Raw genomic sequence first — 23,638 nt, 5'->3', positions numbered from 1 at the left:
TTTTTATAACCCCCCTTTTTGGGGGGGTTTTTGGGCCGGCCAACCCCGGGTGGTTGTGGTTTAAACCCGGGGGGCCCCCCCCCCCCCCCCCGGGGGGGGGGGGGGGCCCCCCCCGCGCCCGGAGAGGGGGCTTCGTAGGGCGCGGTTCCCCCTCTCCGTCTCGGCTCCGCCGAGCCACCTCTCCCCCACTTTCGTGGGGGCGAGGAACCCGAGTTGGAATGAAGCCACCGTCTCGCCCCCCGGGCGGTTTTTATTTCTGGTTTCGCTCCCCGTCACTGTGCCCTTGCATTTCATTGCCGGATTGCCGATATGGAAAGCGGGAGGTTGGTGGTGGACGGTCCACTCGCCAACCGGGTCAGGTCCGGAAGGAAGCAGCCCTAACGAGCCCGGAACGGGTCATTGTTCCAGCCTCCCACCTCTTCGCCTTCTCCCGCGACATTGACGGCACCAAGCCCTGCGGGCGAAACTATGCGCAGGAATCGGCCGCCTTGAGCCGCGGCCCTTGGAGCTTTACGGGCGAATGAGCGAAGCCGGAAATTCGGGAACGGAAAAGGCTGCCGCCTACCGCGTTCTGGCGCGCAAATACCGTCCTGCCAATTTCTCCGAACTGATCGGCCAGGAGCCGATGGTCCGCACCCTCACCAACGCTTTCGCGACCGGCCGCATCGCCCAGGCCTGGATGCTGACCGGCGTGCGCGGTGTCGGCAAGACGACGACGGCGCGCATACTGGCGCGGTCCCTGAACTACAAAACATCGACCGTCGACCAGCCTTCGGTCGATCTTGCCGTGCCAGGCGAGCATTGCCAGGCGATCATGGAAGGCCGCCATGTCGACGTCATCGAGATGGACGCCGCCTCGCACACCGGCATCGACGACATCAGAGACATCATCGAGCGCGTGCGCTACGCGCCGGTGTCGGCGCGCTACAAGGTCTACATCATCGACGAAGTGCACATGCTCTCGACCCAGGCCTTCAACGGCCTGCTGAAGACGCTGGAAGAGCCGCCGCCGCACGTCAAATTCATCTTCGCCACCACCGAAATCAGAAAAGTTCCGATCACCGTTCTGTCGCGCTGCCAGCGCTTCGATCTCAGGCGTATCGATGCCGGCACGTTGGTCGCGCACCTCTCCTCGATCGCCGGAAAAGAAGGCATCTCGGTCGATGACGACGCGCTGGCGATGATCGCCCGCGCGGCCGAGGGCTCGGCGCGCGATTCCTTGTCCATTCTCGACCAGGCGATCGCCCATGGCAGCGGCGCAGTCAGCGCCGAAGCGGTGCGCGCCATGCTCGGGCTGGCCGACCGCGCCCGCATCGTCGACCTGTTCGAACATGTGATGAAGGGCGATGTGGCGGCCGCACTGGCCGAATTCCGCAACCAGTACGACACCGGCGCCGATCCGGCCGCTATGCTGACCGACTTGGCCGAGTTCAACCATCTCGTCACCCGGCTGCGCTTCGTGCCGTCGGCCCTCGACGACGCCTCGCTGTCGGAGGACGAGCGCCGGCGCGGCGCCGATTTCGCCAAGGCGCTGTCGGTCAGGGTGCTGTCGCGGACCTGGCAGATGCTGTTGAAAGGCATTCCCGAGGTGCAGTCCTCCAACCGGCCGGTCAGTGCCGCCGAAATGGTGCTGATCCGGCTGGCGCATGCCGCCGACCTGCCGACACTGGACGAGGCCCTGAAATCGCTGGAGGGCGCAGCGTCGGTGCCGAATGGCGCGCCACGCTCGAATGCTGCGCCCGGCCCAGCAAATCCCGGTCCAGCAAATCCCGGCAACGGCGGCGCCAGCGCCGTGGCGCAGACGCGGATGCCGACGGCCAATGGCGGCGCCCAGACGATGCGGCTGGTCGAACCCGAGCCGATGCCTGCGCCTTTCGTTCCGGCGCCGGCGCCGGTCGCCGATGCGCCGCCGGTGCCGGTGAAATCGCTGGCCGACATCGTCGCCCTTGCCGACGCCCAGCGCGACATCGCCTTCAAGGTGCTGGTCAAGCGCTGCGTGCGCCTGGTGCGCATCGAGCCGGGCCGCATCGACGTCAGCCTGACCGATGACGCGCCGAAGATGCTGCTCAATGATCTGACCGCCAAATTGCGCGCCTGGACCGGCCGGAGCTGGCTGGTGTCGCTGTCGAAGGAAGCGGGCGGCCAGACGCTGGCCGAGATGGAATCGACCAAGCGCGAAAACGCCCTCCTCGATGCCAAGAGCGACCCGACCGTCGCCGCCATCCTGGCGCGGTTTCCCGGCGCCAAGATCATCGACGTGCGCATTCCCGACGCGCCGGAAGCCGATGCGGTGGAGGCCGAGGTTCCGATCGAGCCGCCCGCTGACGAAGACGAAAACTAGAGCATGATCCCGAAAATTCGGAGAAGATCATGCTTAAACAAGAAACAAATCAATCGTAGAGGACAACGCGATGAAAGATCTTCTCGGCCTGATGGGCAAGGCGAAAGAAATGCAGGCCAAGTTCCAGGCCATGCAGGACGAGATCGCCACCTTGGAAGCCACCGGACAGGCCGGCGGCGGCCTGGTCAGCGTCACGCTGACCGGTAAGTTCGAGATGAAGGCGCTAAAGATCGATCCGTCGCTGTTCAAGGAGGACGAGGTCGAGATTCTGGAGGATCTGCTTCTCGCCGCCCACAATGACGCCAGGGCCAAGGTCGAGCAGATGATGCAGGAAAAGACCCAGGCACTGACCGCCGGGCTGCCGATTCCGCCGGGAATGAAGCTGCCGTTCTAAGAGGCTGTATGCCGGTCGAGCGAGCCCATGGCTTGGCTCGGCAGGCTATGCTGCGAAGGCTGCGACGCTCGAAGGTCATGCCGTTGCAGTGGCCGAAGAGCGCGTGATCAACGCCACCCGCCGGCCAGTTGTGTCTATTCGGCAACTCCGCAGACTTAATAACGCTTTGGCCATCTTTTTGCCCGAAAGTGTCTCATTCTTGCCGCAACCAGAGGCGGGCTGGCGACAGAATGAGGGGATATCTTTGATCGCGACCCGATGGAAGACGCCGTTGCTGCTCGGCGTCATCACCTCTCCGCTGTTTTTGGCCGGTTGCAGTCAGACCACGCACGGCCTGTCCGTGGCCGATACCGTCAGATCCCGGCCCTACAGCCACACAGCGAAGGACAAGGAGTGCCTCCAGCGCGCGATGTTCTTCGAATCCAACCGGTCGAGCCGCGACGGCATGATTGCCGTCGGCACGGTGGTGATGAACCGGCTGCGCTCCGGCAAGCACGGCAACACCATTTGCCAGGTGGTCGGCGAACGCGGCCAGTTCGCGCCGGGCGTGATGACACGGCCGATGAATTCGAAGGCGATGCCCGATGTCGAGGAAGCCGCCGAGGCGGTGCTCAGGGGCGAGCGCAAGGCCAAGCTGAAGAACTCGATGTTCTTTCACACCGCCGGCCTGCGCTTTCCCTACAAGAACATGCACTACACCATGGTCGCCGGCGGCAACGCCTTCTACGAAAAGCGCGGCCGGAACTGGAAACCGTTGCCGGACGAGCCCACGGTCGCGGTGGCGCAGGCGACGCCGCGGGGGTCGCGCGCCGCACCGGTGACGCTCATGGCCTCCGCGGCGCCAGTCACCAAGGCAGAATTCGCCAAGGCAGCGCCCACCAAGGCAACCTATGTGACCGCGGTCGCATCGCAACCGGCAAAGGCTACTTCAGAGAAGGCAACGCCGGAGAAGGTGACCTTTGTGGCGATGCAGGAGCCGGACTCGGCCCGTTTCGGCGGCACCGCCGGTGCGCAACCGGCCACGTCATTTTCGGCGGCGCCGGCCGAGCCGACGATGGCGTTTGAATCGACACCCGAGAACACCGACGCCATCGGTGCGATGATCGCCGGCCAGGGCAGGCCACTGGAATCCTACTGAGGCGATCGAAGTCGGCGTTGGCGCCGCCCCTCATTGCCCTGCCGGGCATTTCTCCCCGTTAACGGGGAGAAAGAAGCTGGCCGCAACCTTGGCGCACTTTCTGCAACGCCGAAATTGGCGAAATCATCTGCGATGACGTCTTTCTCCCCGTCACTATACGGGGAGAAATGCCCGGCAGGGCAATGAGGGGCAGCGCAAGCCGACGCGATTGTCCCGCAGCAGCGTCGTTGCGTTGAACGACACGCGCCGCAGCAGTGTTCCAAAACTCATTGAAAAATCCTAAACCGATGCGATGTCGAAGCGAATCGCCGGTCCCGAGATCGAACGCCTGATCCAGCTCCTGGCAAAGGTGCCGGGGCTCGGGCCGCGTTCGGCCAGGCGGGCAGCGCTTCACCTCATCAAGAAGAAGGAGCAGTTGCTGTCGCCGCTCGCTGCCGCCATGAGCGAGGCGGTCGACAAGGTGCGCATCTGCTCGACCTGCGGCAATGTCGATACGTCCGACCCCTGCATGATCTGCACCGATCCGCGCCGCGATGCCGGCACGCTTATCGTCGTCGAAGACGTGGCCGACCTGTGGGCGCTGGAGCGGGCGGCGGCCATGAATGTCCGCTACCACGTGCTCGGCGGCTCCTTGTCGCCGCTCGACGGCATCGGCCCCGAGCAGCTCAACATCCGCTCGCTGGTCGACCGCGTCGCCGGCGGCGAGGTCAAGGAGGTGATCCTCGCCGTCAACGCCACGGTCGAGGGCCAGACCACCGCGCATTATCTCACCGATCAATTGTCCGGCTTCGATATCAAGGTAACGCGGCTGGCGCATGGCGTGCCGGTCGGCGGCGAACTCGACTATCTCGACGAAGGCACGCTGGCCGCCGCGCTGCGTTCGCGGACGGCGTTTTGAGGAGGGGGGGTACGAATGATGGTTGCTACGTATCTTTCAAAGCCTTCATTCCTCGGCGCCCCCCTCTGTCCTGCCGGACATCTCCCCCACGAGGGGGGAGATCGGCCGTTACGCCGGCTTTCGCCAACCTCCAGCGTTGGAGAAAAGGCGCCGTGGTCAAAGCTGCCAATCTCCCCCCAAGTGGGGGAGATGTCCGGCAGGACAGAGGGGGGCGCGACAGAACGCGGACTTTGCAGATTGGCTGCTTTTTTTCTCGCCGTATTGACTGCAATCCTCCTCGCCGCCCCCGTCTCCGCCGCAAGAATCGACACCCAGTTCCGCGCCTGGCTTAACGACGATCTCTGGCCCGAGGCCAACGCCAAGGGCATCTCCAGAAAAACCTTCGACGCCGCCTTCGACGGCGTCAAACCGAACCTCAAACTGCCCGACCTGATGATGCCGGGCAAAAAGGCGACGACGCCGCAAAAGCAGCATCAGGCGGAGTTCGGTTCGCCCGGCGCCTATTTTGCCGAAAAGACGGTTCGCGCCGTGACCGCTGGTGGCCGCGCGCGCAAGGCGGCCAATGCCAGGACCATTGCCGCGATCGAGAAGCGCTACGGCGTGCCGGGCGAGGTGCTGCTGGCGATCTGGGGCCGCGAGAGCGGTTTTGGCGCGGCGAAGATGCCCTACGACGCTTTCGAAGTGCTGGGCACCAAGGCGTACATGGCGACCAGGAAGGATTTTTTCCGCACCGAGCTTGTGGCGGCGCTCGAGATCGTCGAGCGCGGGCTGGCCCCGGTCGGCGCGATGAAATCGTCCTGGGCAGGCGCGCTCGGCCAGCCGCAGTTCATGCCGACTTCGTTCCTCAGACATGCCGTCGACTTCGATGGCGACGGTCGGGTCGACATTTGGAACTCGGTGCCGGACACGCTGGCCTCGATCGCCAATTACCTCGTCCATTATGGCTGGGTGAAGGGCCGCGGCTGGGGTTTTGAGGTGACGGTGCCGGAAGCGGTCTCCTGCTCGCTCGAAGGTCCGGACCAGGGCAAGAGGATTTCCCAGTGGGTTGATATGGGCATCAAGCGTGTCGCGGCAAGACCGTTTCCGGCACGCGAATTGAAGGCCGAAGGCTTTCTTCTGATGCCGGCCGGGCGCAGCGGTCCGGCCTTCATCGTCACGCCCAATTTCTACGTCTTGAAGCAATACAACACCAGCGATCTCTACGCCCTGTTCATCGGCCACGGCGCTGACCGTATCGCCAATGGCGACAGCAATTTTTCGGGGCGCTGGGGTGCGGTCGGCGGGCTCCACAGGTCTGATATCGCCGCCTTGCAGCGGGCGCTGGAGGCCGAGGGCTACGACGTCGGCAGCGCCGACGGCCTGCCCGGTTTCAAGACGCGCCGGTCGATCGGCAAGTGGCAGGCCAGGAACGGTCGCGCCGCCACCTGTTTTCCCGACGCCGACCTGGTCACCGCGTTGAAATAGCGCGACTGCGGGTGTCGCTTCCGGTGGCGGCGGCTGGCTGATCCTGGTCCAACAAACAGCTTTGCAAATGCTCGTTGCCGCGCCTGAAACCGCCGGATATGGTGAGGCGGAACTGGATAAAAATCACCAGGACGACCGGTTCAGGGTCATCGTTCGATTAGGCAGGTGAATGCCAAACCCTGAGCCGGGAACTCAGGTCAACAAAAACAGGGAACAGTCAAAAATGATGATGGAAAAGTTTGCTCTACGCTCCCGCGTCCTGCTTGCCGGCGCTGCCATGTCCGCGCTGCTTCTGGCCGGTGCGCCTGCCCTTGCTGTCACGCCGGCCGACACGCTGGTCGAGGGCTTCGCCATCGACGACATCATCTCCATGGATCCGGGCGAGGCGTTCGAGCTGTCGACCGCAGAGGTCACCGGCAACACCTACGACCTGCTTGTCCGCCTCGACTTGAGCGACACCTCCAAGGTCAAGGGCGATCTCGCCGAAAGCTGGACTGTCTCCGACGACGGATTGACCTACACTTTCAAGCTCAAGCCCGGCCTGAAATTCGCCTCGGGCAACCCGATCACGGCGGCGGACGTCGCCTATTCGTTCGAGCGCGCCATCAAGCTCGACAAGAGCCCGGCCTTCATCATCGGCCAGTTCGGCATCAATGGCGACAACGTCACCGAGAAGGCCAAGGCCGTCGATGACACGACGTTCCAGTTCACCGTCGACAAGACCTATGCGCCGAGCTTCGTCCTGAACTGTCTGTCGGCAACCGTCGCGTCGGTCGTTGACGCCAAGCTGGTCAAGGAACATGTCGCCGCGGTGACGCCGAGCGACGATTACAAATACGACAACGACTTCGGCAACGCCTGGCTGAAGACCGGCTATGCCGGCTCCGGCGCCTTCAAGCTGCGCGAATGGCGGGCCAACGAGGTCGTCGTCATGGAGCGCAACGACAATTATCACGGCGAAAAGGCCAAGCTTGCCCGCGTCATCTATCGCAACATGAAGGAAAGCTCGGGCCAGCGCCTGGCGTTGGAAGCCGGCGACATCGACGTTGCCCGCAATCTCGAGCCAAACGACCTCGACGCCATCGCCAAGAACGCCGATCTCACCACCACCAGCGCGCCGAAGGGCACGGTCTTCTACATCAGCCTCAACCAGAAGAACCCGAACCTCGCCAAATCAGAGGTTCGCGAGGCCTTCAAATATCTTGTCGACTACGATGCCTTGAGCTCGACCATCCTCAAGGGCATCGGCGAGATCCACCAGACCTTCCTGCCGAAAGGCGTGCTCGGCGAACTGGACGAGAATCCTTTCAAATTGGACGTCGACAAGGCCAAGGAACTGCTCGCCAAAGCCGGCTTGGCCGATGGCTTCAGCGTCACCATGGACGTCCGCAACACCCAGCCGGTGACCGGCATGGCGGAATCGTTCCAGCAGACGCTCGGCCAGGCCGGCGTCAAGCTGGAGATCATTCCCGGCGACGGCAAGCAGACGCTGACCAAATACCGCGCCCGCAACCACGATATCTATATCGGCCAGTGGGGCCAGGACTATTTCGATCCGAACTCTAACGCGCAGACGTTCGCCAGCAACCCCGACAATTCGGATGAAGGCAAGACCAAGACGTTGGCCTGGCGCAACGCCTGGGATATTCCGGACTTGACCAAGCAGACGGAAGCGGCCCTGCTCGAGAAGGATCCGGCCAAGCGCGCCGCAATGTACCAGGATCTGCAGAGGAAGATTCTCGAAACCAGTCCTTTCATCATCGTTCACCAGCAGCTGGAAGTGGCCGGCCTGCGCAAGAACCTCAAGGGCTTCGCGCTCGGCCCGAGCTTCGACACCAATTTCGTCAGCCAGATCTCCAAGGAGTGACGCCGGCGGACGCGCCGCATGAGTACTGTTGAAAGCGAAGCGACGGCAGGGCGCGGCAGCGCCCGTGCTGTCGCTGTCGCGTCGTCGATCGCCCGTTTCCTGGTCATCGCGATAACAACCTATCTCGGTCTTCTCGCGGTAACCTTCTTCATCGGCCGGGTCATCCCGATCGACCCGGTGCTGGCGGTGCTCGGCGACCGGGCGCCGGCCAATGTCGTCGAGCGCACCCGCCGCGAGATGGGGCTCGACCTGCCGCTGATCGAGCAGTTCTACATCTATGTGAGGAATGCCCTGAACGGCAATTTCGGCACCTCGGTGCTGACCACCAACCCGGTGATGACCGACATCCGCCGCGCCTTTCCGGCGACGATCGAGCTGGCGACGCTGGGAACGCTGATCGGTGCTTTGCTTGGTGTGCCGCTCGGCGTGCTGGCCGCGGTCCGCCGGGGCAGCATCATCGACCAGATCGTGCGGATCATCGGCCTGGTCGGCTACTCCGTGCCGATCTTCTGGCTGGGACTGCTGGCGCTTGTGCTGTTCTATGCCAGGCTGCAATGGGTGGCTTTTCCCGGCCGCCTCGACATCGTCTACGAATACACCTTCACGCCGATCACCGGCTTCTATCTCCTGGATGCGCTGTGGCAGCGGCAGTGGGATGTGTTTCGCGATGCCTTCCGCCACATCATCCTGCCGGCCTCGCTGCTTGGCTATTTCTCGCTCGCCTATATCAGCCGGATGACCCGATCGTTCATGCTGAACGAGCTTGCCCAGGAATATATCGTCGCGGCGCGCGCCAAGGGCCTGTCGGAAACGCGCATCATCTGGGGCCACGCGCTGCGCAACGCGGCGGTGCCGATGGTCACCGTGATCGCACTTTCCTATGCCGGCCTGCTCGAAGGCTCGGTGCTGACCGAGACCGTGTTCTCATGGCCGGGGATCGGCCTCTACATCACCAATTCCCTGCAGAACGCCGACATGAACGCGGTGCTCGGCGGCACCATCATCATCGGCTCGGTGTTCATCGGCATCAATCTGCTGTCCGACCTGCTCTATCGGGTGCTTGATCCGAGGACCAAAGTGAGATGAGCAGAGGTATCGCACTTTCTGGCTTGGCTGCGGCCAATCACCCCCACTCCGGCCCTTCGGGCCACCTCTCCCCCTGCCCGGGGGAGAGGAAAAGCTGGTCGCACGCGTGGCGCCTTTCCTCTCCCCCGTCGAACGGGGGAGAGGTGGTCTGCGAAGCAGACCGGAGTGGGGGTCGACAGCTTCAAGAGGCATCGTCATGACCGCCTCCCACGCCGGCCCCCTCTCCCGTCGCGACTGGCTGCTCAGCGAGCGGCCGGCGTCGCGCATGCAGGCCAGGCTCGGCCGCGCCTATGTCGCGTGGCGGCGCTTTTCCGCCAATCGGCTGGCGTTTCTCGGCCTGCTCATCATCATCGCTTTGCTGGTGGTCGCCGCCTTTGCCGATGTGCTGGCGCCCTATTCGCCGACATTCGGCGACCTCAAGGGCTCGCGCCTGCTGGCGCCAAGTGCCGAGCACTGGTTCGGCACCGACGACCTCGGCCGCGACATCCTTTCGCGCGTCATCTTCGGCTCGCGATGGACGCTTTACGTCGTCATTCTCGTCGCAGTCATCGCCGCTCCTATCGGCCTGCTGGTCGGCACCGTCGCCGGTTATGCCGGCGGCTGGATCGATGCGATCCTGATGCGCATCACCGACATCTTTCTCGCCTTTCCGAAGCTGATCCTGGCGCTGGCCTTCGTCGCCGCACTCGGCCCCGGCATCGAGAATGCGGTGCTCGCCATCGCCATCACCTCATGGCCGCCCTACGCCCGTATTGCGCGTGCCGAAACGCTCACCGTGCGCAATTCGGACTATATCAAGGCGGTGCAGTTGATGGGCGCCTCGCCGTTCCGCATCGTGCTGCGCCACATCATGCCGCTCTGCATCTCCTCGCTGATCGTCAGGGTGACGCTCGACATGGCCGGCATCATCCTGACCGCCGCCGGTCTCGGCTTCCTCGGCCTCGGCGCGCAACCGCCGCTGCCGGAATGGGGCGCAATGATCGCCTCGGGCCGCCGCTTCGTGCTCGACCAATGGTGGGTGGCCGGCGCACCGGGTTTTGCCATCCTCGTCGTCAGCCTCGGTTTCAACCTGCTCGGCGACGGCCTGCGCGACGCGCTCGACCCCCGGAGTGGTGACCAATGAGCGGCGATCAATGAGCAGCGACCAATGAGCACCCTGTTGGACGTCGACGATCTGCACGTCACCTTTCCGACGCGCACCGGCCGGATCGAGGCGGTGCGCGGCGTCTCGTTCTCGCTCGGTCGCGAACGGCTCGGCATCGTCGGCGAGAGCGGTTCCGGCAAGTCGCAAACCGGCCGCGCCATCATGGGTCTGACCCCGCCGCAGGCCGAGGTCACTGCCAACAAACTTGCCTTCGGCGGCATCGACCTGCTCGCGGCCTCGCCCCGCGACCGCCGGGCGCTGCGCGGCAAGCGCATCGCCATGATCCTGCAGGATCCGAAATATTCGCTCGACCCGGTGATGAGCATCGGCCGACAGATCGTCGAGACGCTGCGCACGCATGAGAAGGTCGGCAAGGCGGAGGCCCGCGACCGCGCGCTCGCCATGCTGGAGGCGGTGCAAATACGCGATCCCGCCCGTGTCTTCGACCTCCATCCGCACGAGGTCTCGGGCGGCATGGGCCAGCGCGCCATGATCGCCATGATGCTGATCGCCGGGCCTGAAATGATGATCGCCGACGAGCCGACCTCGGCGCTCGACGTCACCGTGCAGCTCGACGTGCTCGGCATCCTCGACAGGCTGGTCAGCGAGCGCGGCATGGGGCTGATCTTCATCTCGCACGATCTGCGCCTGGTCTCGTCGTTCTGCGACCGGGTGATCGTTATGTATGCCGGCAAGGTGGTCGAGCAACTCAAGGCGTCGGAGCTCGGCCGCGCCCAGCATCCTTACACGCGCGGCCTGCTCAACTGCATGCCCAAAATCGGCGCCGACCGCCACCCGCTGCCGGTGCTCGACCGCAAGCCGGAGTGGGCGGCATGACGGCAGCACTTTCCGTCGACAGGCTGGAGGTGGTCTTCGATCGCTTTCGCGCGCTGAAGGGTGTCAGCCTCGAAGTGCAATCCGGCGAATCCTTCGGCCTGGTCGGCGAATCCGGCTCCGGCAAATCGACGCTGCTGCGGGCGATCGCCGGTCTCGCGCCGGCCGCTTCGGGCAGCATAACGGTCAACGGGAAAAAACTCGGCGCACGCCGCGACAAGGCGTTCTATCGCGAGGTGCAGATGGTCTTCCAGGACCCCTACGGCTCGCTGCACCCGCGCCAGACCGTCGACCGCCTGCTGCAGGAGCCGCTCGCCATCCACGGCTTTGCCGATGGAGAAAAGCGCATCCAGCGGGCGCTCGACGAGGTCGGGCTCGGTACCGGCTTCCGCTTCCGCTATTCGCATCAATTGTCGGGTGGCCAGCGCCAGCGCGTGGCGATCGCGCGGGCGCTCATCCTCGAACCGGCGATCCTGCTGCTCGACGAGCCGACCTCGGCGCTCGACGCCTCCGTGCAGGCGGAGGTGCTCAACCTGTTGGAAGCGATCCGGCGGCGGCGCAAGCTGACCTTCCTGATGGTCAGCCACGACCTCGCCATCATCACCCATATGTGCGAGCGGCTGATGGTGATGCAGAACGGCGAGGCGGTCGAACACCTCACGGCGGGCGACCTCGTCGAGCGCCGCGTCAGCAAGGATTACACGCGCAATTTGCTCAGGGCCAGCGAGGGGTTTGTGCGGACGTAACGTCTATCGCTTACGTCGCGTTCCCGCCCACCCCCCTCTGTCCTGCCGGACATCTCCCCCGCAAGGGGGGAGATCAGCAGCTTCGGCGCTTCGCTGACTCCTGCAACGATGACAGTTGGCGAAAGCGGCTGAGCGCTTAATCTCCCCCCGTGCGGGGGAGATGGCCGGCAGGCCAGAGGGGGGTGGGAAGGATCGCGACACTAACGGCAGACCCAATCGCCTGCCGCCAGTGCCAACTTGAGGAAAACATGAAATAACGCCAGAACAAATCTGAACCACCACCAAACGAGAACGGGCGCCGGCCCGGTGAGGGAACATCATGAAGAACTCAGCCATTTCCGAACGGAAGAACCAGTCGATCTCGCGCGGCGTCGGCATGACCACGCAGATTTATGCCGACCGCGCCGAGAATTCGGAAATCTGGGATGTCGAAGGCCGCCGCTATATCGATTTCTCCTCGGGCATCGCCGTCGTCAACACCGGCCACCGTCATCCCAAGGTGATCGAGGCGGTCAAGGCGCAGCTCGACCGCTTCACCCATACCTGCCACCAGGTGGTGCCCTATGAGAGCTATGTCAGGCTGGCCGAACGGCTGAACGGCATGCTGCCGGGCAAATTCGACAAGAAGACGATTTTCGTCACCACCGGTGCCGAAGCGGTGGAGAACGCCATCAAGATCGCCCGCAACGCCACCGGCCGGCCGGCGGTCATTGCCTTTGCCGGCGGCTTCCATGGTCGCACCTTCATGGGCATGGCCCTGACCGGCAAGGTCGTGCCCTATAAGGTCGGCTTCGGCGCCATGCCGGCCGATGTTTTCCACGCGCCGTTCCCGGTGGCGCTGCACGGGATCACGGTCGCCGATTCGCTGGCCGCGCTCGACCGCCTGTTCAAGGCCGATGTCGAGCCGGCCCGCGTCGCCGCCATCATCGTCGAGCCGGTGCAGGGCGAGGGCGGATTTTACGAGGCGCCGCGCGAGTTAATGACCGCGCTGCGCAAGATCTGCGACCAGCACGGCATGCTGTTGATCGCCGACGAGGTGCAGACTGGTTTTGCCCGCACCGGAAAGATGTTCGCCATGGATCATCACGAAGTGGCGCCCGACATCACCACCATGGCGAAAAGCCTGGCCGGCGGCTTCCCGCTGGCGGCGGTCACCGGGCGTGCCGAAATCATGGATGCGCCCAACCCCGGCGGGCTCGGCGGCACCTATGGCGGCAGCCCGATCGGCGTTGCCGCGGCGCACGCCGTGCTCGACGTGATCGACGAGGAAAAGCTGTGCGACCGCGCCAACACGCTGGGCAACCGGCTGAAGCAGCGGCTGCAATCGATCCGCGACGACACGCCGGAGATCGTCGATATCAGAGGCCCCGGCTTCATGAACGCTGTCGAGTTCAACGAAGTGAACAAGGGCCTGCCGTCGGCCGAGATCGCCAATGCGGTCCGGCTGAAGGCGCTCGACAAGGGCCTGATCCTGCTCACCTGCGGCGTCTACGGCAACGTCATCCGCTTCCTGGCGCCGATCACCATCCAGGACGAAGTGATGAACGAAGCCCTCGATATCCTGGAAAGCTCGATCCGCGAGGTCCGCGCCGCCTGAGCGCGCTTGCCTTCTCCCCTTGTGGGAGAAGGTGGATCGGCGCGTAGCGCCGAGACGGTTGAGGGGTGTTGGAAGAAATGAGGCGTTGGCGTTCCCTGGAGCACCCCTCATCCGACCTCGCTTCGCGAGGCCACCTTCTCCCACAAGGGGAGAAGGCAAGGGCATCCTTATTCGGCGGCGCGGACGGGCTCTACCTGCTGGAAAGCGGCGAGCGCCGCCTTCAATCCGTCCGGTCCCGTCCCAACCGTCTGCGGCGTCGGCGAAAAGCCGGCGCCGAGCATCTTGCGGCCAAGCATGTGGTCGCCAGGCCGGTTGACCGATTCGATGCCGAGCAGACGATTCCCAGCATAGTGGTAGATGGAGAACCGGTTCTCGTTGACGTCGCCGAGCACGACATGGCTGTCGCCGCCCGAAATCAGGCCGACCATCTGCAGTTTGATGTCGCCGATGTCGGACCAGAACCATGGCACCGCCGCAAACGCGTCGACGTGACCGAGGATGGTGCGCGCGGCGAGGCGCGCCTGGTCGGTTGCATTTTGCACCGATTCCAGCCGCACATCGCCGCCGGTGAGCCAATGCCGGTAGGAGGCGGCATCGCCGATGGCGAGGATTTCGGGCACAGACGTGCGCATCTGCTGGTCGACGCGGATGCCGTTGGCGACAGTTATGCCGGCGGCTTGCGCCAGTTCGACGTTCGGCACGACGCCGATGCCGATGATGACCATCTGCGCCGGCAGCCGCTCGCCGGATGCGGTGATTGCCGCCGAGACATGGCCGTTCTCGCCTTCGAGCCGCGCGATCGTGGTGCCGCTGAGGATGCGCACGCCGGTCGCTTCCAGCCGCTGCCGCACGTGGCGCGCGATGATCGGCGCCACCGCCCGGCCGAGCAGCCGGTCGACCGCCTCGACCACGGTGACCTTGCGGCCGACCGCTTTGAGCGTCGCGGCGATCTCCAGCCCGATGAAGCCGCCACCGAGGATGGCGACATCCTCGCTCTGCGCGCTCAATTCGCGGATCAGGCGTGCGTCGGCGAGCGAGCGCAGCGACACCACGCCTGAAAAATCCGAACCCGGCAGCGACAGCAGGCGCGGCCGCGAACCGGTCGCCAGGATCAGCCGGTCGAACGGCAGTGTGCCGCGGTCTGATAGCTCCAGCCTGCGGCCGCCGGCATCGATGCGATCGATGCGGACGCCCGGCCGGTAGTCGATCGCGCTGCCGGTATAAAACGCCTCGCCGCGCAGCGGCTGCGGTTTGGCCTCCTGATCCTTGATGAAGGTCTTTGACAGCGGCGGCTTGTGATAGGGCAGTTCGTCCTCGTCACTGATGAGGATCACGGGTTCGTCGTAGCCGCCCTCGCGCAGGCTGGCGGCCGATTGCACGCCCGCATGACCCGCACCGACAATGACCACACCGTTTTTCATCGCAGCCCCAATTCTCCATCCCCCCGATTCTTCATCCCAATGCGTCAACAAAGTCTAGGACGTCTCGCCAAGTGGCGATTGTCTGGCGCCGCCGCAAGACCGCCTTTGCGGGTCGCACCCGGAATGGCGATCTGTCAATCGTCTCGTTCAACGGCGGCACGGCAAATGCGGCTAAAGTTGACACTTGCAGTTTAGAATAATTCTAAACTGTTGTTTCAATTGGCTTTTCTCTCTGAAATTGGTTGACTTCCGGCACCTTCATCGCTTTATGGAAGCTTGCGCGTCAAGCGCATCCCTTTGATGTCTGGGCCTTGAACCCTTTCGATTGGAGGCATTTCGATGTCTTTCTTCCGCAAACCGCGCTATGCCGCGGCCTGTATCTCGCCCAATGGCAGGGACCTGCCTTGGCGCCGATTGCCTGCCGACGCGCCTTTGGCGCCGGCATTTTCACTGAATTCCCGAGGGAGATGACAATCATGAGAGCGATGATCACGGCGCGATATGGCAGCAGGCTTGCAGCGATCGGCGCCACCGCGGCATTGACGGCGGCGATATTCGTGCTGCCGGCCAAGGCGGAAACCGATGCCAAGGCGGTCGTCAAGACCTATTCCGATATTGCTCTCGCCAAATATGAGGATTCGCTGACCACGGCGCAGGCGCTCAACAAGGCCGTCGACGCGCTGCTCGCCAGGCCTTCGGTGGAGACGCTGGCTGCCGCCCGCGAGGCCTGGAAGGCATCGCGCGTTCCCTATCAGCAGACCGAAGTCTATCGCTTCGGCAACGCCATCGTCGACGACTGGGAAGGCAAGGTGAATGCCTGGCCGCTGGACGAAGGCCTGATCGACTATGTCGCCGAGAACTACGGCACCGAGTCGGACGCGAATGCGCTGTACACCGCCAATGTGATCGCCAACGAGTCGATCGAGATCGACGGCAAGAAGATCGACGCTACAAATCTGACGCCGGAGTTCCTCTCCGGCACGCTGCAGGAAGCCGGCGGCATCGAGGCCAATGTGGCGACTGGCTATCACGCCATCGAATTCCTGCTGTGGGGCCAGGACCTGCACGGCACCGGCCCGGGCGCCGGCGAACGGCCCTATACCGACTACGACCTCGCCAACTGCACCGGCGGCAATTGCGATCGTCGCGCGCAGTATTTGAAGTCGGCGAGCGAGCTTCTGGTTTCCGATCTGCAGGACATGGTCGACGACTGGAAGGAAGGCGGCGCCGCCCGCAAGAACCTTGCCGATGGCGAGCCGAAAGCCGGCGTCTCGGCCATCCTCACCGGCATGGGCTCGCTCTCCTACGGCGAACTCGCCGGCGAGCGGATGAAGCTCGGCCTGCTGCTGCACGACCCGGAAGAGGAGCACGACTGCTTCTCCGACAACACCTACGATTCCCATCTCTACGATGCCGTCGGCATTCGCGCCGCCTACAAGGGCAGCTACACGCGCCTCGACGGCACCGTCGTCGAAGGCCCTTCGGTGTCCGACATGGTCAAGGAGGGCGATCCGGCGATCGACAAGGAACTGTCGGACAAGCTTGATGTCACTGTCGCCAAGATGGAAGCCATCAAGGCGCGGGCGCTTGGCGGCGAGGCCTATGACCAGCAGATCGGCGAAGGCAATAGCCAAGGCAATGCCACCGTGCAGGCGGCGATCGACGCGCTGGTCGATCAGACCAAGTCGATCGAACGCGCCGTCGGCACCCTGAAACTCAATGCTATCGCCTTCGAGGGCTCGGACAGCCTCGATGCGCCAGACAAGGTGTTTCAGTAAGACGTCGATGCGCGGAGCCAGAACCGAAAGTCCGCGTCGCGAAAACTGGAAAACGGTCTCGGTATCAGGCTCCACCTAAGAAAATAAGCCACACGGCGCCGAGCACGCGCCGTCAGCCACACAGAGCAAATAATGCTGATCTGCCATTGCAACATCATCACCGAGAAGGAGATTGAGCAGACGATCGTCGAGCTGCTGGATCAGGACCCCTGGCAGCTTATCGTGCCGGCGAAGATCTATCATGCCATGCAGAAGCGTGGTCGCTGTTGCGGCTGCTTCCCAAATGTGGTCGAAACGATCATTCGGGTAACCGAAAATTACCACACCCGCTCGGAGGCGAGCGGCGTGGATGTCGTTTCACACCTGGATCGCGTCAGAGGCCTGCGCGTCCAATACGGGAGCAGAACCCATGAAAGGCGAACAACAGATCATAGAGCGGCTTAACGAAGCTCTGTTTCTGGAACTTGGAGCAGTCAATCAGTACTGGGTGCATTTCCGGCTGCTGGAGGACTGGGGATACGCCAAGCTGGCAAAGAAGGAACGCGCCGAGTCGATCGAGGAGATGCACCATGCCGACCGGCTCGTGGCCCGCATCATCTTCCTTGAAGGCCATCCGAACCTGCAGTCGGTAGCGCCGCTGCGCATCGGACAGAATGTCAAGGAAGTGCTCGAATCGGATCTTGCCGGCGAATATGACGCGCGCACTGCCTACAAGCGGTCGCGCGAGATTTGTGAGGAAGCAGGTGACTATGTGACGATGAAGCTGTTCGAGGATTTGTTGTCCGACGAGGAAGGTCACATCGACTTCCTCGAGACGCAACTCGACCTGCTCGCCTCGATCGGCGAGGAAAAATACGGCCAGCTCAACGCCGCATCAGCCGACGAGGCGGATTAGGGACATGCGGGAATGCGGCGCTCCTTAGATTACTTGCGCCGCTTGCGGCGGGTCGAGGATTGCGGCCTGCCGTCCCAGCACAACCCGCGATACGGCGGGCATCGCGGGCTTTCGCTTGCCGCAGTCGTCGCGCTGACCGCCTCGGCGCTGGCCGGCGCGCCCGAACCGGCGGGCCTCGCCACCAGCCGTGCCGATCTCACGCCGAAGGATCTTTCTCGCGTCATTGCCATCACCAGGCCGACCAATGATTTCTCCAGGCCCGAACAGTTCGAGCCGATGCAGGGCGGCGCCGGCACGTCGCGCAAAGGCGCCAACAAGGACGCTTTCTCGCAATCCTCCGCCAATATTACTTTCGAGGAAGAAGGCACCTTCAAGCTCGGCAATGCGCTCTTTCGCAAGAACTGGGTGTCGTCGCCCTCGTCGACGCAGGCATCGGACGGGCTTGGTCCGCTGTTCAACGAGCGGGCGTGCCAGAATTGCCATCTGAAGGACGGTCGCGGTCATCCGCCGGAAGCCGACGGCGGTACCACCTCGATGTTCCTGCGGCTGGCGCGGCAGGCGAGCACCGAGGAGGAGAAAGCAGCGCTGGCCGCCCGCAAGGTGCTCAACTTCCCCGATCCGGTCTACGGCTCGCAATTGCAGGACCTGGCCGTTCCGGGTCTTCGGGGCGAAGGCAGGATGCGTGTCGTCTATCAGCAGCAAAAAGTCACGCTGCCGGAGGGCACCGTGGTTTCGCTGCGCAAGCCGAGCTATTCGGTCGATGATCTTGCCAACGGGCCGCTCGATCCGCAGACCACGCTTTCGCCGCGCTTGACGCCGCCGATGATCGGCCTCGGCCTGGTCGAGCAAATCGCGCCGGCGGACATTCTCGCCGATGCCGATCCGGACGATCGCAATAGTGACGGCGTGTCCGGCAAGCCCAACATCGTGCGCGACGGCCAGAGCGGCGAGCCGACGCTCGGCCGCTTCGGCTGGAAGGCGCAGACTCCTTCGATCCGCCAGCAAGCGGCGGACGCTTTCGCCGGCGACATCGGCATTTCGACGCCGGAAGTGCCAAACCACTGGGGCGATTGCACCGCAGCCGAAAAGCACTGCCTTGCCATGGCCAACGGCGTCCAGGAGCGCCTCGGCCCGGTCGAGGCGCCGCCGCCGGTCATGGACCTGGTCACCTTCTATTCGCAAAACCTCGCCGTGCCGGCGCGGCGCGATCTCGACAAGCCCGATGTGCTGGCCGGCAAGAAGCTGTTCTACGACATGGGCTGCATTTCCTGCCATACGCCGAAATTCGTCACCCGCCGCGGCACGCCCAACAAGGCACAGGCCTTCCAGCTGATCTGGCCCTATTCCGATTTTCTGCTGCACGACATGGGGCCGGGCCTCGCCGACGGGCAAGCGGCGGGCGATGCTAGCGGGAGCGAATGGCGCACGCCGCCGCTGTGGGGCATCGGTCTTACCGAGACCGTCAACGGCAACAGCTTCTTCCTGCACGACGGGCGGGCGCGCACCCTGACCGAGGCGATCCTGTGGCATGGCGGCGAGGGGCAGAAGGCGCGTGACCGTTTTGCCGCCGCCGCCGCGCCCGGTCGCGCCGCATTGGTCAAATTCCTGGAGTCGTTGTGATGTCGAAGCGAGTCGTTGTGATGTCGAAGCGTCTGGCGTTTGTCCTGGTCCTCTCGCTGGTCCTCGCGGGCGCATTGCCGGCGTCCGCAGCGGTGAAGGCTTCCGACGTGATCCAGCGGGCGATCGACGGCTTTGTCCGCCCGGCCTATGCACGCCTGCATGACCATGCGGACAGCCTGACCAAGGCAATGCGCACGCTGTGCGACGCGCCCTCGCAGGACCATCTCGATGCGGCGCGCGCCGAATTCTCCGGCACCGTGGATGCCTGGTCGGTCGTCGAGATCATCCGCATCGGACCGATCACGCAGAACAACCGGTTGGAGCGCATGCTGTTCTGGCCGGACCGCAAGAGCATCGGCCTGAGGCAGGTGCAGGCGGCGCTGGCCAGTAAAGACCGGACCGCCGCCGATCCGGCCCAGCTGGCGAAAAAGAGCGTCGCCATGCAAGGGCTCGGCGCGCTGGAATTCGTGCTTTACGGCGATGGCGCCGAGCGGCTCGCCGGCAAGGAGGATCCCTATCGCTGCGCTTACGGCGCGGCCGCCGCCGGCAACATCGAAACGATTGCCGCCGAGGTCAGAGACGCCTGGAACAAGCCCGACGGCTTTGCAGCACTTTGGGCCAATCCGGAGCCGCAAAACGCACTCTACCGCGACGGCACGGAAGCGGTGACCGAACTGGTCGGCGTCTTCATCAACGAACTGGAGATGGTCCGTGACGTGCGCCTGAAAGGTTTTCTGGGGAGTAGCCCGGAGGCCGACAAGCTGAAACAGGCGATCTACTGGCGTTCACAAAACACCGCGCGTTCGCTGACCGGAAACCTTTCGGGCATGGACGCGCTGTTCCAGGCTTCGCAGCTTGGCGACGCGCTGCCGCCCGATGCGCGCTGGATGGCGGAATCGATCCACATCCAGCTCGTCAACGGCGCCGCCGACGCCAGCGCCATCAGAGGCCCGATCGACAAGGCGCTTGCCGATCCAGCGCTGCGCCAGAAGTTCGACCACTTCTTGCTGGTGACATCCAGCCTGTCGACCCTGATCGGCACCAGGCTAACCGCCGAATTCGGCCTGACCGCCGGGTTTTCGTCGCTCGACGGAGACTGACTCTGCGCACGTCGCTGATCCACCGCCGCGACTTCCTGAGGGCTGCCGGGGCAGGCTTTGTTGCCGCGATGGCGCCATCGGCATGGGCGAAGACGCTTGCTGCCGACGCCGTCTTCGCCACCGCGTTCGTCAAGCGCGGCGGCAGCTATGGCGCGGCGATCCTGTCCGAGGCCGGCAAGGTGCTGCATGCCATCGACCTGCCCGCCCGCGGTCACGACGTCACCTTCGATCCGCTGTCGAAGCGCTCCGTGGTGTTTGCCAGGCAGCCCGGCACTTTCGCGGTGGTCTTCGACCACACCGGCCGCGACGAGCCGCTGACCATTGCCAGCATCAGTGGCCGGCATTTCTTCGGCCACGGCGTGTTTTCGACCGACGGTGCGCTGCTCTACGCCACCGAGAATGATTTCGACAATGCCGCCGGCGTGGTCGGCGTCTATGACGCGCGTGCGAAATTCAATCGCGTTGGCGAGTTTCCGACCTATGGCATGGGTCCGCACGAGCTTCTGCTGCTCGGCGACGGCAGGACGATTGCCGTCGCCAATGGCGGCATCGAGACGCATCCGGATTATGGGCGCGCCGAGCTCAACATCGCGACGATGAAGCCATCTTATGTGCTGGTCGACCGCCTTACCGGCGACCTTGTCGAAGAGCATGAATTGCCGCCGGCGCTGCACCAGCTTTCGATCCGGCACATGGATACCGACAAATCCGGCGCGGTCTGGTTCGGCTGCCAGTACAGGGGGCCGGGCAGCGATCGTCCGCCGCTGGTCGGCCGCGCCGCGCGTGGCAAGGATCTGCAACTGCTCGACATGCCGCAGGACGTGCTCTCCGGCTTCAGGAACTACATCGGCTCGGTCGCCGCCAACCCTGCTGCCGGTATCGTCGCGGTGTCCTCGCCGGAAGGCAACTCGCTTGCCATCATCGATTCGGCCAGCGGCCGGATCGTCGCTACCAGCGCATTGGCCGAGGTCTGCGGCGTGGCGCCCGACGGGGCGAGCTTCATGGCGACGACCGGCACCGGCCAAATCGTTGAAGCCGGTGGCGCGACTCGGTCCGAGCCGGACTATGTCTGGGACAATCACATGCTGCGCATCGACCAGGCCGCGTAGTGCGGCACTGGTTCATTGACGGTTGTGGTCGCCGAAAGTTACCTCTTTTTTGGGCGAGGTCGAAGCGAAGCCGCCAAACGATTTATGCATTATCCCCTTGCAGGGATGTGCCATGGCAGGCACAGGGAAATTGTCTTTCGAACCCCTGTGCCCCAAGCGGGTGCTCCCAACCGGCCGTCTCATGAAGTTGCTTGCCATCGACTGTGCCGCCAATCTCTGCGCCGCCTGTGTCTACGACGCGGCGGCCGGGAAGGAACTCGGCCGCTCGGTGCTCGATCTCGGCAAGGGCCATGCCGAACATCTGATGGCTGTGATCGAAGAGGCGTTGACGACCGGCGGCGCCGACTATGCCGGCCTTGGCGCCATCGCTGTCTCCACCGGCCCGGGCTCCTTCACAGGACTGCGCGTCGGCGTCTCGGCGGCGCGGGGGCTGGCACTGGCGCTGAAAATCCCGGCAGTCGGGGTGACGACGCTGGAAGCGCTGGCGGCGCAAGCGAAAGCGACATTTCCCGGCCGCGCCGTGCTGGCCGCGCTCGACGCCGGCCGCGAGGAGATCCATGCAGCGCTTTACGACGAAGCATCCGTTTTGATTTACGGTCCCGCGGTGACCACGCTTCCGCAAGCCGCCGCCATGGCGGTTGACAGATCTCCGGTTCTGGCCGGCACGGCGGCCACGCAAATCGCCGCATCGGCCGGGCGGGCCTTCGACATTGGCCCGACAAGTGCCACTGCGGATATCGCAATCTATGCCCGGCTGGCCGCTGCCAAGGGCGAAGGCGAAAAGCCGAAACCGCTCTATCTGCGCGGAGCCGACGCAAAACCGCAGGCCGGGTTTATCCTGTCCAGGAAGAAAGCCGGGAAGAAAAACTGATGCGCATTCCTTTCCTCCCGCCGCGCCGCAGGGACTTTGCGCTCGAGCCGCTGACCGTTGCCGACAGTGCGGCCCTGTCGGTGCTGCATCGCGAGGATTTCGTCCGGCCGTGGAGCGATGACGAATTCGCTGCGTTGATCGAGCAGGACACGGTGTTCGGCTATGCCGCGCGCGAGACCGGCCAGGGTGCCAAGCCGCCCGTCGGTTTCGTGCTGGCGCGCCTGGCAGCCGGTGAAGGCGAGATCCTGACTGTCGCGGTGGCGCGCTCCCATCGCCGCCAGGGCCTCGGCTGGCAATTGATGGATGCGGTGCTGCGCGAACTGCATGCGCAGCGCGCCGAGGCACTTTTCCTCGAGGTCGACGAGACCAACGTCGCCGCCATCGCGCTCTACCGGCGGCTGGGATTCCGCGAGGTCGGCAAACGTGCCAACTATTACAGGTCGCCCGAGCACGGCCCGACCGGAGCGCTTGTCATGCGCCGCGATCTTCGCTAGCCAGAGCGCGCGGCAGGGCCTGGAGCAACATGATCGGAAAAATCAGGATTTTCCTGGCGCTGGGCCTCGTTGTCGCAGGCTCGTTGATCCTCGTGCCGTTGCAGATCCTGTCGATGAAGACCGGCCTCTGGCGCGAGACGTTCATCCTCAGGATCTGGCACCGGCTCATCATCCGGGCGCTCGGCATGCGCATCCATGTCAAGGGGACCTTGTCCAATCAGCGCCCGCTATTGGTTGCGTCGAACCACGTTTCCTGGACCGACATCATGGTGCTGGGGTCGATGGCCGACGTGACGTTCATCGCCAGGGCCGACATGGCCGGCTGGCCATTGATCGGCATGTTGTCGAAGCTGCAGCGCACGGTTTTCATCGAGCGCGAGCGCAAGCGTTCGTCAGGCGACCAGGCGAGCGAAATCGCCAGCCGCATGGCCAAGGGCGACGCCATGGTGCTGTTTGCCGAAGGGTCGACCTCCGACGGCAACATGATCTTGCCGTTCAAGAGCACGCTGTTCGGCGCCGCCTCGATGGCGATTTTGGAAGCGGCGGCCGAAACGGTCTTCATCCAGCCGGTGGCGATCGTCTACACGCGCCTGCACGGCGTGCCGCTCGGCCGCAGGCACCGGCCGATTGCCGCCTGGATCGGCGACGAGGATTTGATGCCGCATCTCAAGGTGATGATGGCGGAGGGCGGGCTCGATGTCGAAGTGCATTTCGGCGAGCCGGTCGCCTTCTCCAGGGGCTCCAGCCGCAAGGAAACGGCTAGGCTGATGGAAAGTCAGGTGCGTGATATGGTGCAGGCGGCGCTCGCCGATCCGCGACCGAGCCGGTAAGCTGGAAAAGC

Annotated in this window: 21 protein-coding genes and 1 other RNA gene; 21 read left to right on the top strand and 1 reads right to left on the bottom strand. The window is 64.2% G+C overall.

Going from position 1 to position 23,638, the window contains the following annotated elements; translation table 11 throughout:
- Window positions 1–319 precede the first annotated feature (319 nt).
- The 12 genes from ffs to AC0L16_RS16865 all read left to right on the top strand — a co-directional run bounded on the left by ffs (window position 320) and on the right by AC0L16_RS16865 (window position 13,509).
- Window positions 320–416: signal recognition particle sRNA small type (gene ffs, locus AC0L16_RS16920), an RNA gene on the top strand.
- A gap of 104 nt (window positions 417–520) precedes the next feature.
- Window positions 521–2,341 carry a DNA polymerase III subunit gamma/tau gene (locus AC0L16_RS16915; RefSeq protein ID WP_473622055.1) on the top strand — a complete coding sequence of 607 codons (1,821 nt, stop codon included), beginning with the start codon at window positions 521–523 and terminating at the stop codon, window positions 2,339–2,341.
- A gap of 70 nt (window positions 2,342–2,411) precedes the next feature.
- Window positions 2,412–2,735, top strand: a complete 324-nt coding sequence (locus tag AC0L16_RS16910) for a YbaB/EbfC family nucleoid-associated protein (protein WP_065005911.1) — start codon at window positions 2,412–2,414, stop codon at window positions 2,733–2,735.
- Window positions 2,736–2,979: 244 nt separating this feature from the next.
- Window positions 2,980–3,873 (top strand): cell wall hydrolase, encoded by an 894-nt coding sequence (locus tag AC0L16_RS16905; RefSeq protein ID WP_473622054.1) that lies wholly within the window; start codon window positions 2,980–2,982, stop codon window positions 3,871–3,873.
- A gap of 292 nt (window positions 3,874–4,165) precedes the next feature.
- The gene (gene recR / locus AC0L16_RS16900) at window positions 4,166–4,771 is read left to right on the top strand and encodes a recombination mediator RecR (protein WP_023802085.1); all 606 of its coding nucleotides are present in this window, start codon (window positions 4,166–4,168) and stop codon (window positions 4,769–4,771) included.
- A 189-nt stretch (window positions 4,772–4,960) separates the two neighbouring features.
- On the top strand, window positions 4,961–6,235 hold the full coding sequence (locus tag AC0L16_RS16895) for a lytic murein transglycosylase (protein ID WP_473622052.1): 1,275 nt from the start codon (window positions 4,961–4,963) through the stop codon (window positions 6,233–6,235).
- Window positions 6,236–6,458: 223 nt separating this feature from the next.
- Entirely contained in the window at window positions 6,459–8,102 is a 1,644-nt protein-coding gene (locus AC0L16_RS16890) for an ABC transporter substrate-binding protein (protein ID WP_473622051.1), read from the top strand.
- An 18-nt stretch (window positions 8,103–8,120) separates the two neighbouring features.
- The gene (locus tag AC0L16_RS16885) at window positions 8,121–9,188 is read left to right on the top strand and encodes an ABC transporter permease (protein ID WP_473622050.1); all 1,068 of its coding nucleotides are present in this window, start codon (window positions 8,121–8,123) and stop codon (window positions 9,186–9,188) included.
- Between the two features lie 196 nt (window positions 9,189–9,384).
- Entirely contained in the window at window positions 9,385–10,311 is a 927-nt protein-coding gene (nikC, locus tag AC0L16_RS16880; RefSeq protein ID WP_473622049.1) for a nickel transporter permease, read from the top strand.
- A 24-nt stretch (window positions 10,312–10,335) separates the two neighbouring features.
- Complete coding sequence (locus tag AC0L16_RS16875) at window positions 10,336–11,169, top strand: ABC transporter ATP-binding protein (protein ID WP_473622048.1); 834 nt, start codon at window positions 10,336–10,338, stop codon at window positions 11,167–11,169.
- Entirely contained in the window at window positions 11,166–11,912 is a 747-nt protein-coding gene (locus AC0L16_RS16870; protein WP_473622046.1) for an ABC transporter ATP-binding protein, read from the top strand. Before AC0L16_RS16875 ends, AC0L16_RS16870 begins: the two co-directional genes overlap by 4 nt.
- Before the next feature lie 319 nt (window positions 11,913–12,231).
- Window positions 12,232–13,509, top strand: a complete 1,278-nt coding sequence (locus tag AC0L16_RS16865; RefSeq protein ID WP_473622045.1) for a 4-aminobutyrate--2-oxoglutarate transaminase — start codon at window positions 12,232–12,234, stop codon at window positions 13,507–13,509.
- A gap of 167 nt (window positions 13,510–13,676) precedes the next feature.
- Here the strand turns inward: AC0L16_RS16865 and AC0L16_RS16860 are convergent, their stop codons facing one another.
- Complete coding sequence (locus tag AC0L16_RS16860) at window positions 13,677–14,930, bottom strand: NAD(P)/FAD-dependent oxidoreductase (protein WP_473622044.1); 1,254 nt, start codon at window positions 14,928–14,930, stop codon at window positions 13,677–13,679.
- A gap of 485 nt (window positions 14,931–15,415) precedes the next feature.
- Here AC0L16_RS16860 and AC0L16_RS16855 point away from each other — a divergent pair, with 485 nt between their 5' ends.
- From AC0L16_RS16855 to olsA, 9 genes are all read left to right on the top strand, one after another.
- Window positions 15,416–16,708 (top strand): imelysin family protein, encoded by a 1,293-nt coding sequence (locus AC0L16_RS16855; protein ID WP_473622065.1) that lies wholly within the window; start codon window positions 15,416–15,418, stop codon window positions 16,706–16,708.
- 132 nt (window positions 16,709–16,840) lie between these two features.
- Window positions 16,841–17,152, top strand: a complete 312-nt coding sequence (locus tag AC0L16_RS16850; protein ID WP_077377188.1) for a (2Fe-2S)-binding protein — start codon at window positions 16,841–16,843, stop codon at window positions 17,150–17,152.
- The gene (bfr, locus tag AC0L16_RS16845) at window positions 17,118–17,603 is read left to right on the top strand and encodes a bacterioferritin (RefSeq protein WP_077377191.1); all 486 of its coding nucleotides are present in this window, start codon (window positions 17,118–17,120) and stop codon (window positions 17,601–17,603) included. Before AC0L16_RS16850 ends, bfr begins: the two co-directional genes overlap by 35 nt.
- 12 nt (window positions 17,604–17,615) lie before the next feature.
- Window positions 17,616–19,223: a di-heme oxidoreductase family protein gene (locus AC0L16_RS16840; RefSeq protein ID WP_473622042.1), complete on the top strand. Its 1,608-nt coding sequence runs from the start codon at window positions 17,616–17,618 to the stop codon at window positions 19,221–19,223.
- 20 nt (window positions 19,224–19,243) lie between these two features.
- Entirely contained in the window at window positions 19,244–20,323 is a 1,080-nt protein-coding gene (locus AC0L16_RS16835; protein ID WP_473622064.1) for an imelysin family protein, read from the top strand.
- 2 nt (window positions 20,324–20,325) lie between these two features.
- Window positions 20,326–21,432, top strand: a complete 1,107-nt coding sequence (locus AC0L16_RS16830; RefSeq protein ID WP_473622063.1) for a DUF1513 domain-containing protein — start codon at window positions 20,326–20,328, stop codon at window positions 21,430–21,432.
- A gap of 181 nt (window positions 21,433–21,613) precedes the next feature.
- On the top strand, window positions 21,614–22,303 hold the full coding sequence (tsaB, locus tag AC0L16_RS16825) for a tRNA (adenosine(37)-N6)-threonylcarbamoyltransferase complex dimerization subunit type 1 TsaB (RefSeq protein WP_473622041.1): 690 nt from the start codon (window positions 21,614–21,616) through the stop codon (window positions 22,301–22,303).
- The gene (gene rimI / locus AC0L16_RS16820; RefSeq protein WP_473622040.1) at window positions 22,303–22,797 is read left to right on the top strand and encodes a ribosomal protein S18-alanine N-acetyltransferase; all 495 of its coding nucleotides are present in this window, start codon (window positions 22,303–22,305) and stop codon (window positions 22,795–22,797) included. The genes tsaB and rimI overlap by 1 nt, the downstream gene beginning before the upstream one ends.
- Window positions 22,798–22,826: 29 nt before the next feature.
- On the top strand, window positions 22,827–23,627 hold the full coding sequence (olsA, locus tag AC0L16_RS16815) for a lyso-ornithine lipid O-acyltransferase (RefSeq protein WP_473622038.1): 801 nt from the start codon (window positions 22,827–22,829) through the stop codon (window positions 23,625–23,627).
- Window positions 23,628–23,638: the final 11 nt, after the last annotated feature.

It is taken from the genome of Mesorhizobium sp. WSM4848, assembly GCF_055811375.1.
This window is presented reverse-complemented; position numbering and strand designations above follow the sequence as displayed.

Excerpts from the sequence above, each read along its gene's own strand:
- rimI (WP_473622040.1), top strand. The coding sequence starts at position 22,303 with ATGCGCATTCCTTTCCTCCCGCCGCGCCGCAGGGACTTTGCGCTCGAG.
- AC0L16_RS16835 (WP_473622064.1), top strand. The coding sequence starts at position 19,244 with ATGTCGAAGCGTCTGGCGTTTGTCCTGGTCCTCTCGCTGGTCCTCGCG.
- AC0L16_RS16865 (WP_473622045.1), top strand. The coding sequence starts at position 12,232 with ATGAAGAACTCAGCCATTTCCGAACGGAAGAACCAGTCGATCTCGCGC.
- nikC (WP_473622049.1), top strand. The coding sequence starts at position 9,385 with ATGACCGCCTCCCACGCCGGCCCCCTCTCCCGTCGCGACTGGCTGCTC.
- AC0L16_RS16840 (WP_473622042.1), top strand. The coding sequence starts at position 17,616 with ATGCGGCGCTCCTTAGATTACTTGCGCCGCTTGCGGCGGGTCGAGGAT.
- AC0L16_RS16870 (WP_473622046.1), top strand. The coding sequence starts at position 11,166 with ATGACGGCAGCACTTTCCGTCGACAGGCTGGAGGTGGTCTTCGATCGC.
- AC0L16_RS16890 (WP_473622051.1), top strand. The coding sequence starts at position 6,459 with ATGATGATGGAAAAGTTTGCTCTACGCTCCCGCGTCCTGCTTGCCGGC.
- AC0L16_RS16860 (WP_473622044.1), bottom strand. The coding sequence starts at position 14,930 with ATGAAAAACGGTGTGGTCATTGTCGGTGCGGGTCATGCGGGCGTGCAA.
- AC0L16_RS16855 (WP_473622065.1), top strand. The coding sequence starts at position 15,416 with ATGATCACGGCGCGATATGGCAGCAGGCTTGCAGCGATCGGCGCCACC.
- bfr (WP_077377191.1), top strand. The coding sequence starts at position 17,118 with ATGAAAGGCGAACAACAGATCATAGAGCGGCTTAACGAAGCTCTGTTT.
- AC0L16_RS16910 (WP_065005911.1), top strand. The coding sequence starts at position 2,412 with ATGAAAGATCTTCTCGGCCTGATGGGCAAGGCGAAAGAAATGCAGGCC.
- tsaB (WP_473622041.1), top strand. The coding sequence starts at position 21,614 with ATGAAGTTGCTTGCCATCGACTGTGCCGCCAATCTCTGCGCCGCCTGT.
- AC0L16_RS16875 (WP_473622048.1), top strand. The coding sequence starts at position 10,336 with ATGAGCACCCTGTTGGACGTCGACGATCTGCACGTCACCTTTCCGACG.
- AC0L16_RS16885 (WP_473622050.1), top strand. The coding sequence starts at position 8,121 with ATGAGTACTGTTGAAAGCGAAGCGACGGCAGGGCGCGGCAGCGCCCGT.
- recR (WP_023802085.1), top strand. The coding sequence starts at position 4,166 with ATGTCGAAGCGAATCGCCGGTCCCGAGATCGAACGCCTGATCCAGCTC.
- AC0L16_RS16895 (WP_473622052.1), top strand. The coding sequence starts at position 4,961 with ATGTCCGGCAGGACAGAGGGGGGCGCGACAGAACGCGGACTTTGCAGA.
- AC0L16_RS16850 (WP_077377188.1), top strand. The coding sequence starts at position 16,841 with ATGCTGATCTGCCATTGCAACATCATCACCGAGAAGGAGATTGAGCAG.
- olsA (WP_473622038.1), top strand. The coding sequence starts at position 22,827 with ATGATCGGAAAAATCAGGATTTTCCTGGCGCTGGGCCTCGTTGTCGCA.
- AC0L16_RS16915 (WP_473622055.1), top strand. The coding sequence starts at position 521 with ATGAGCGAAGCCGGAAATTCGGGAACGGAAAAGGCTGCCGCCTACCGC.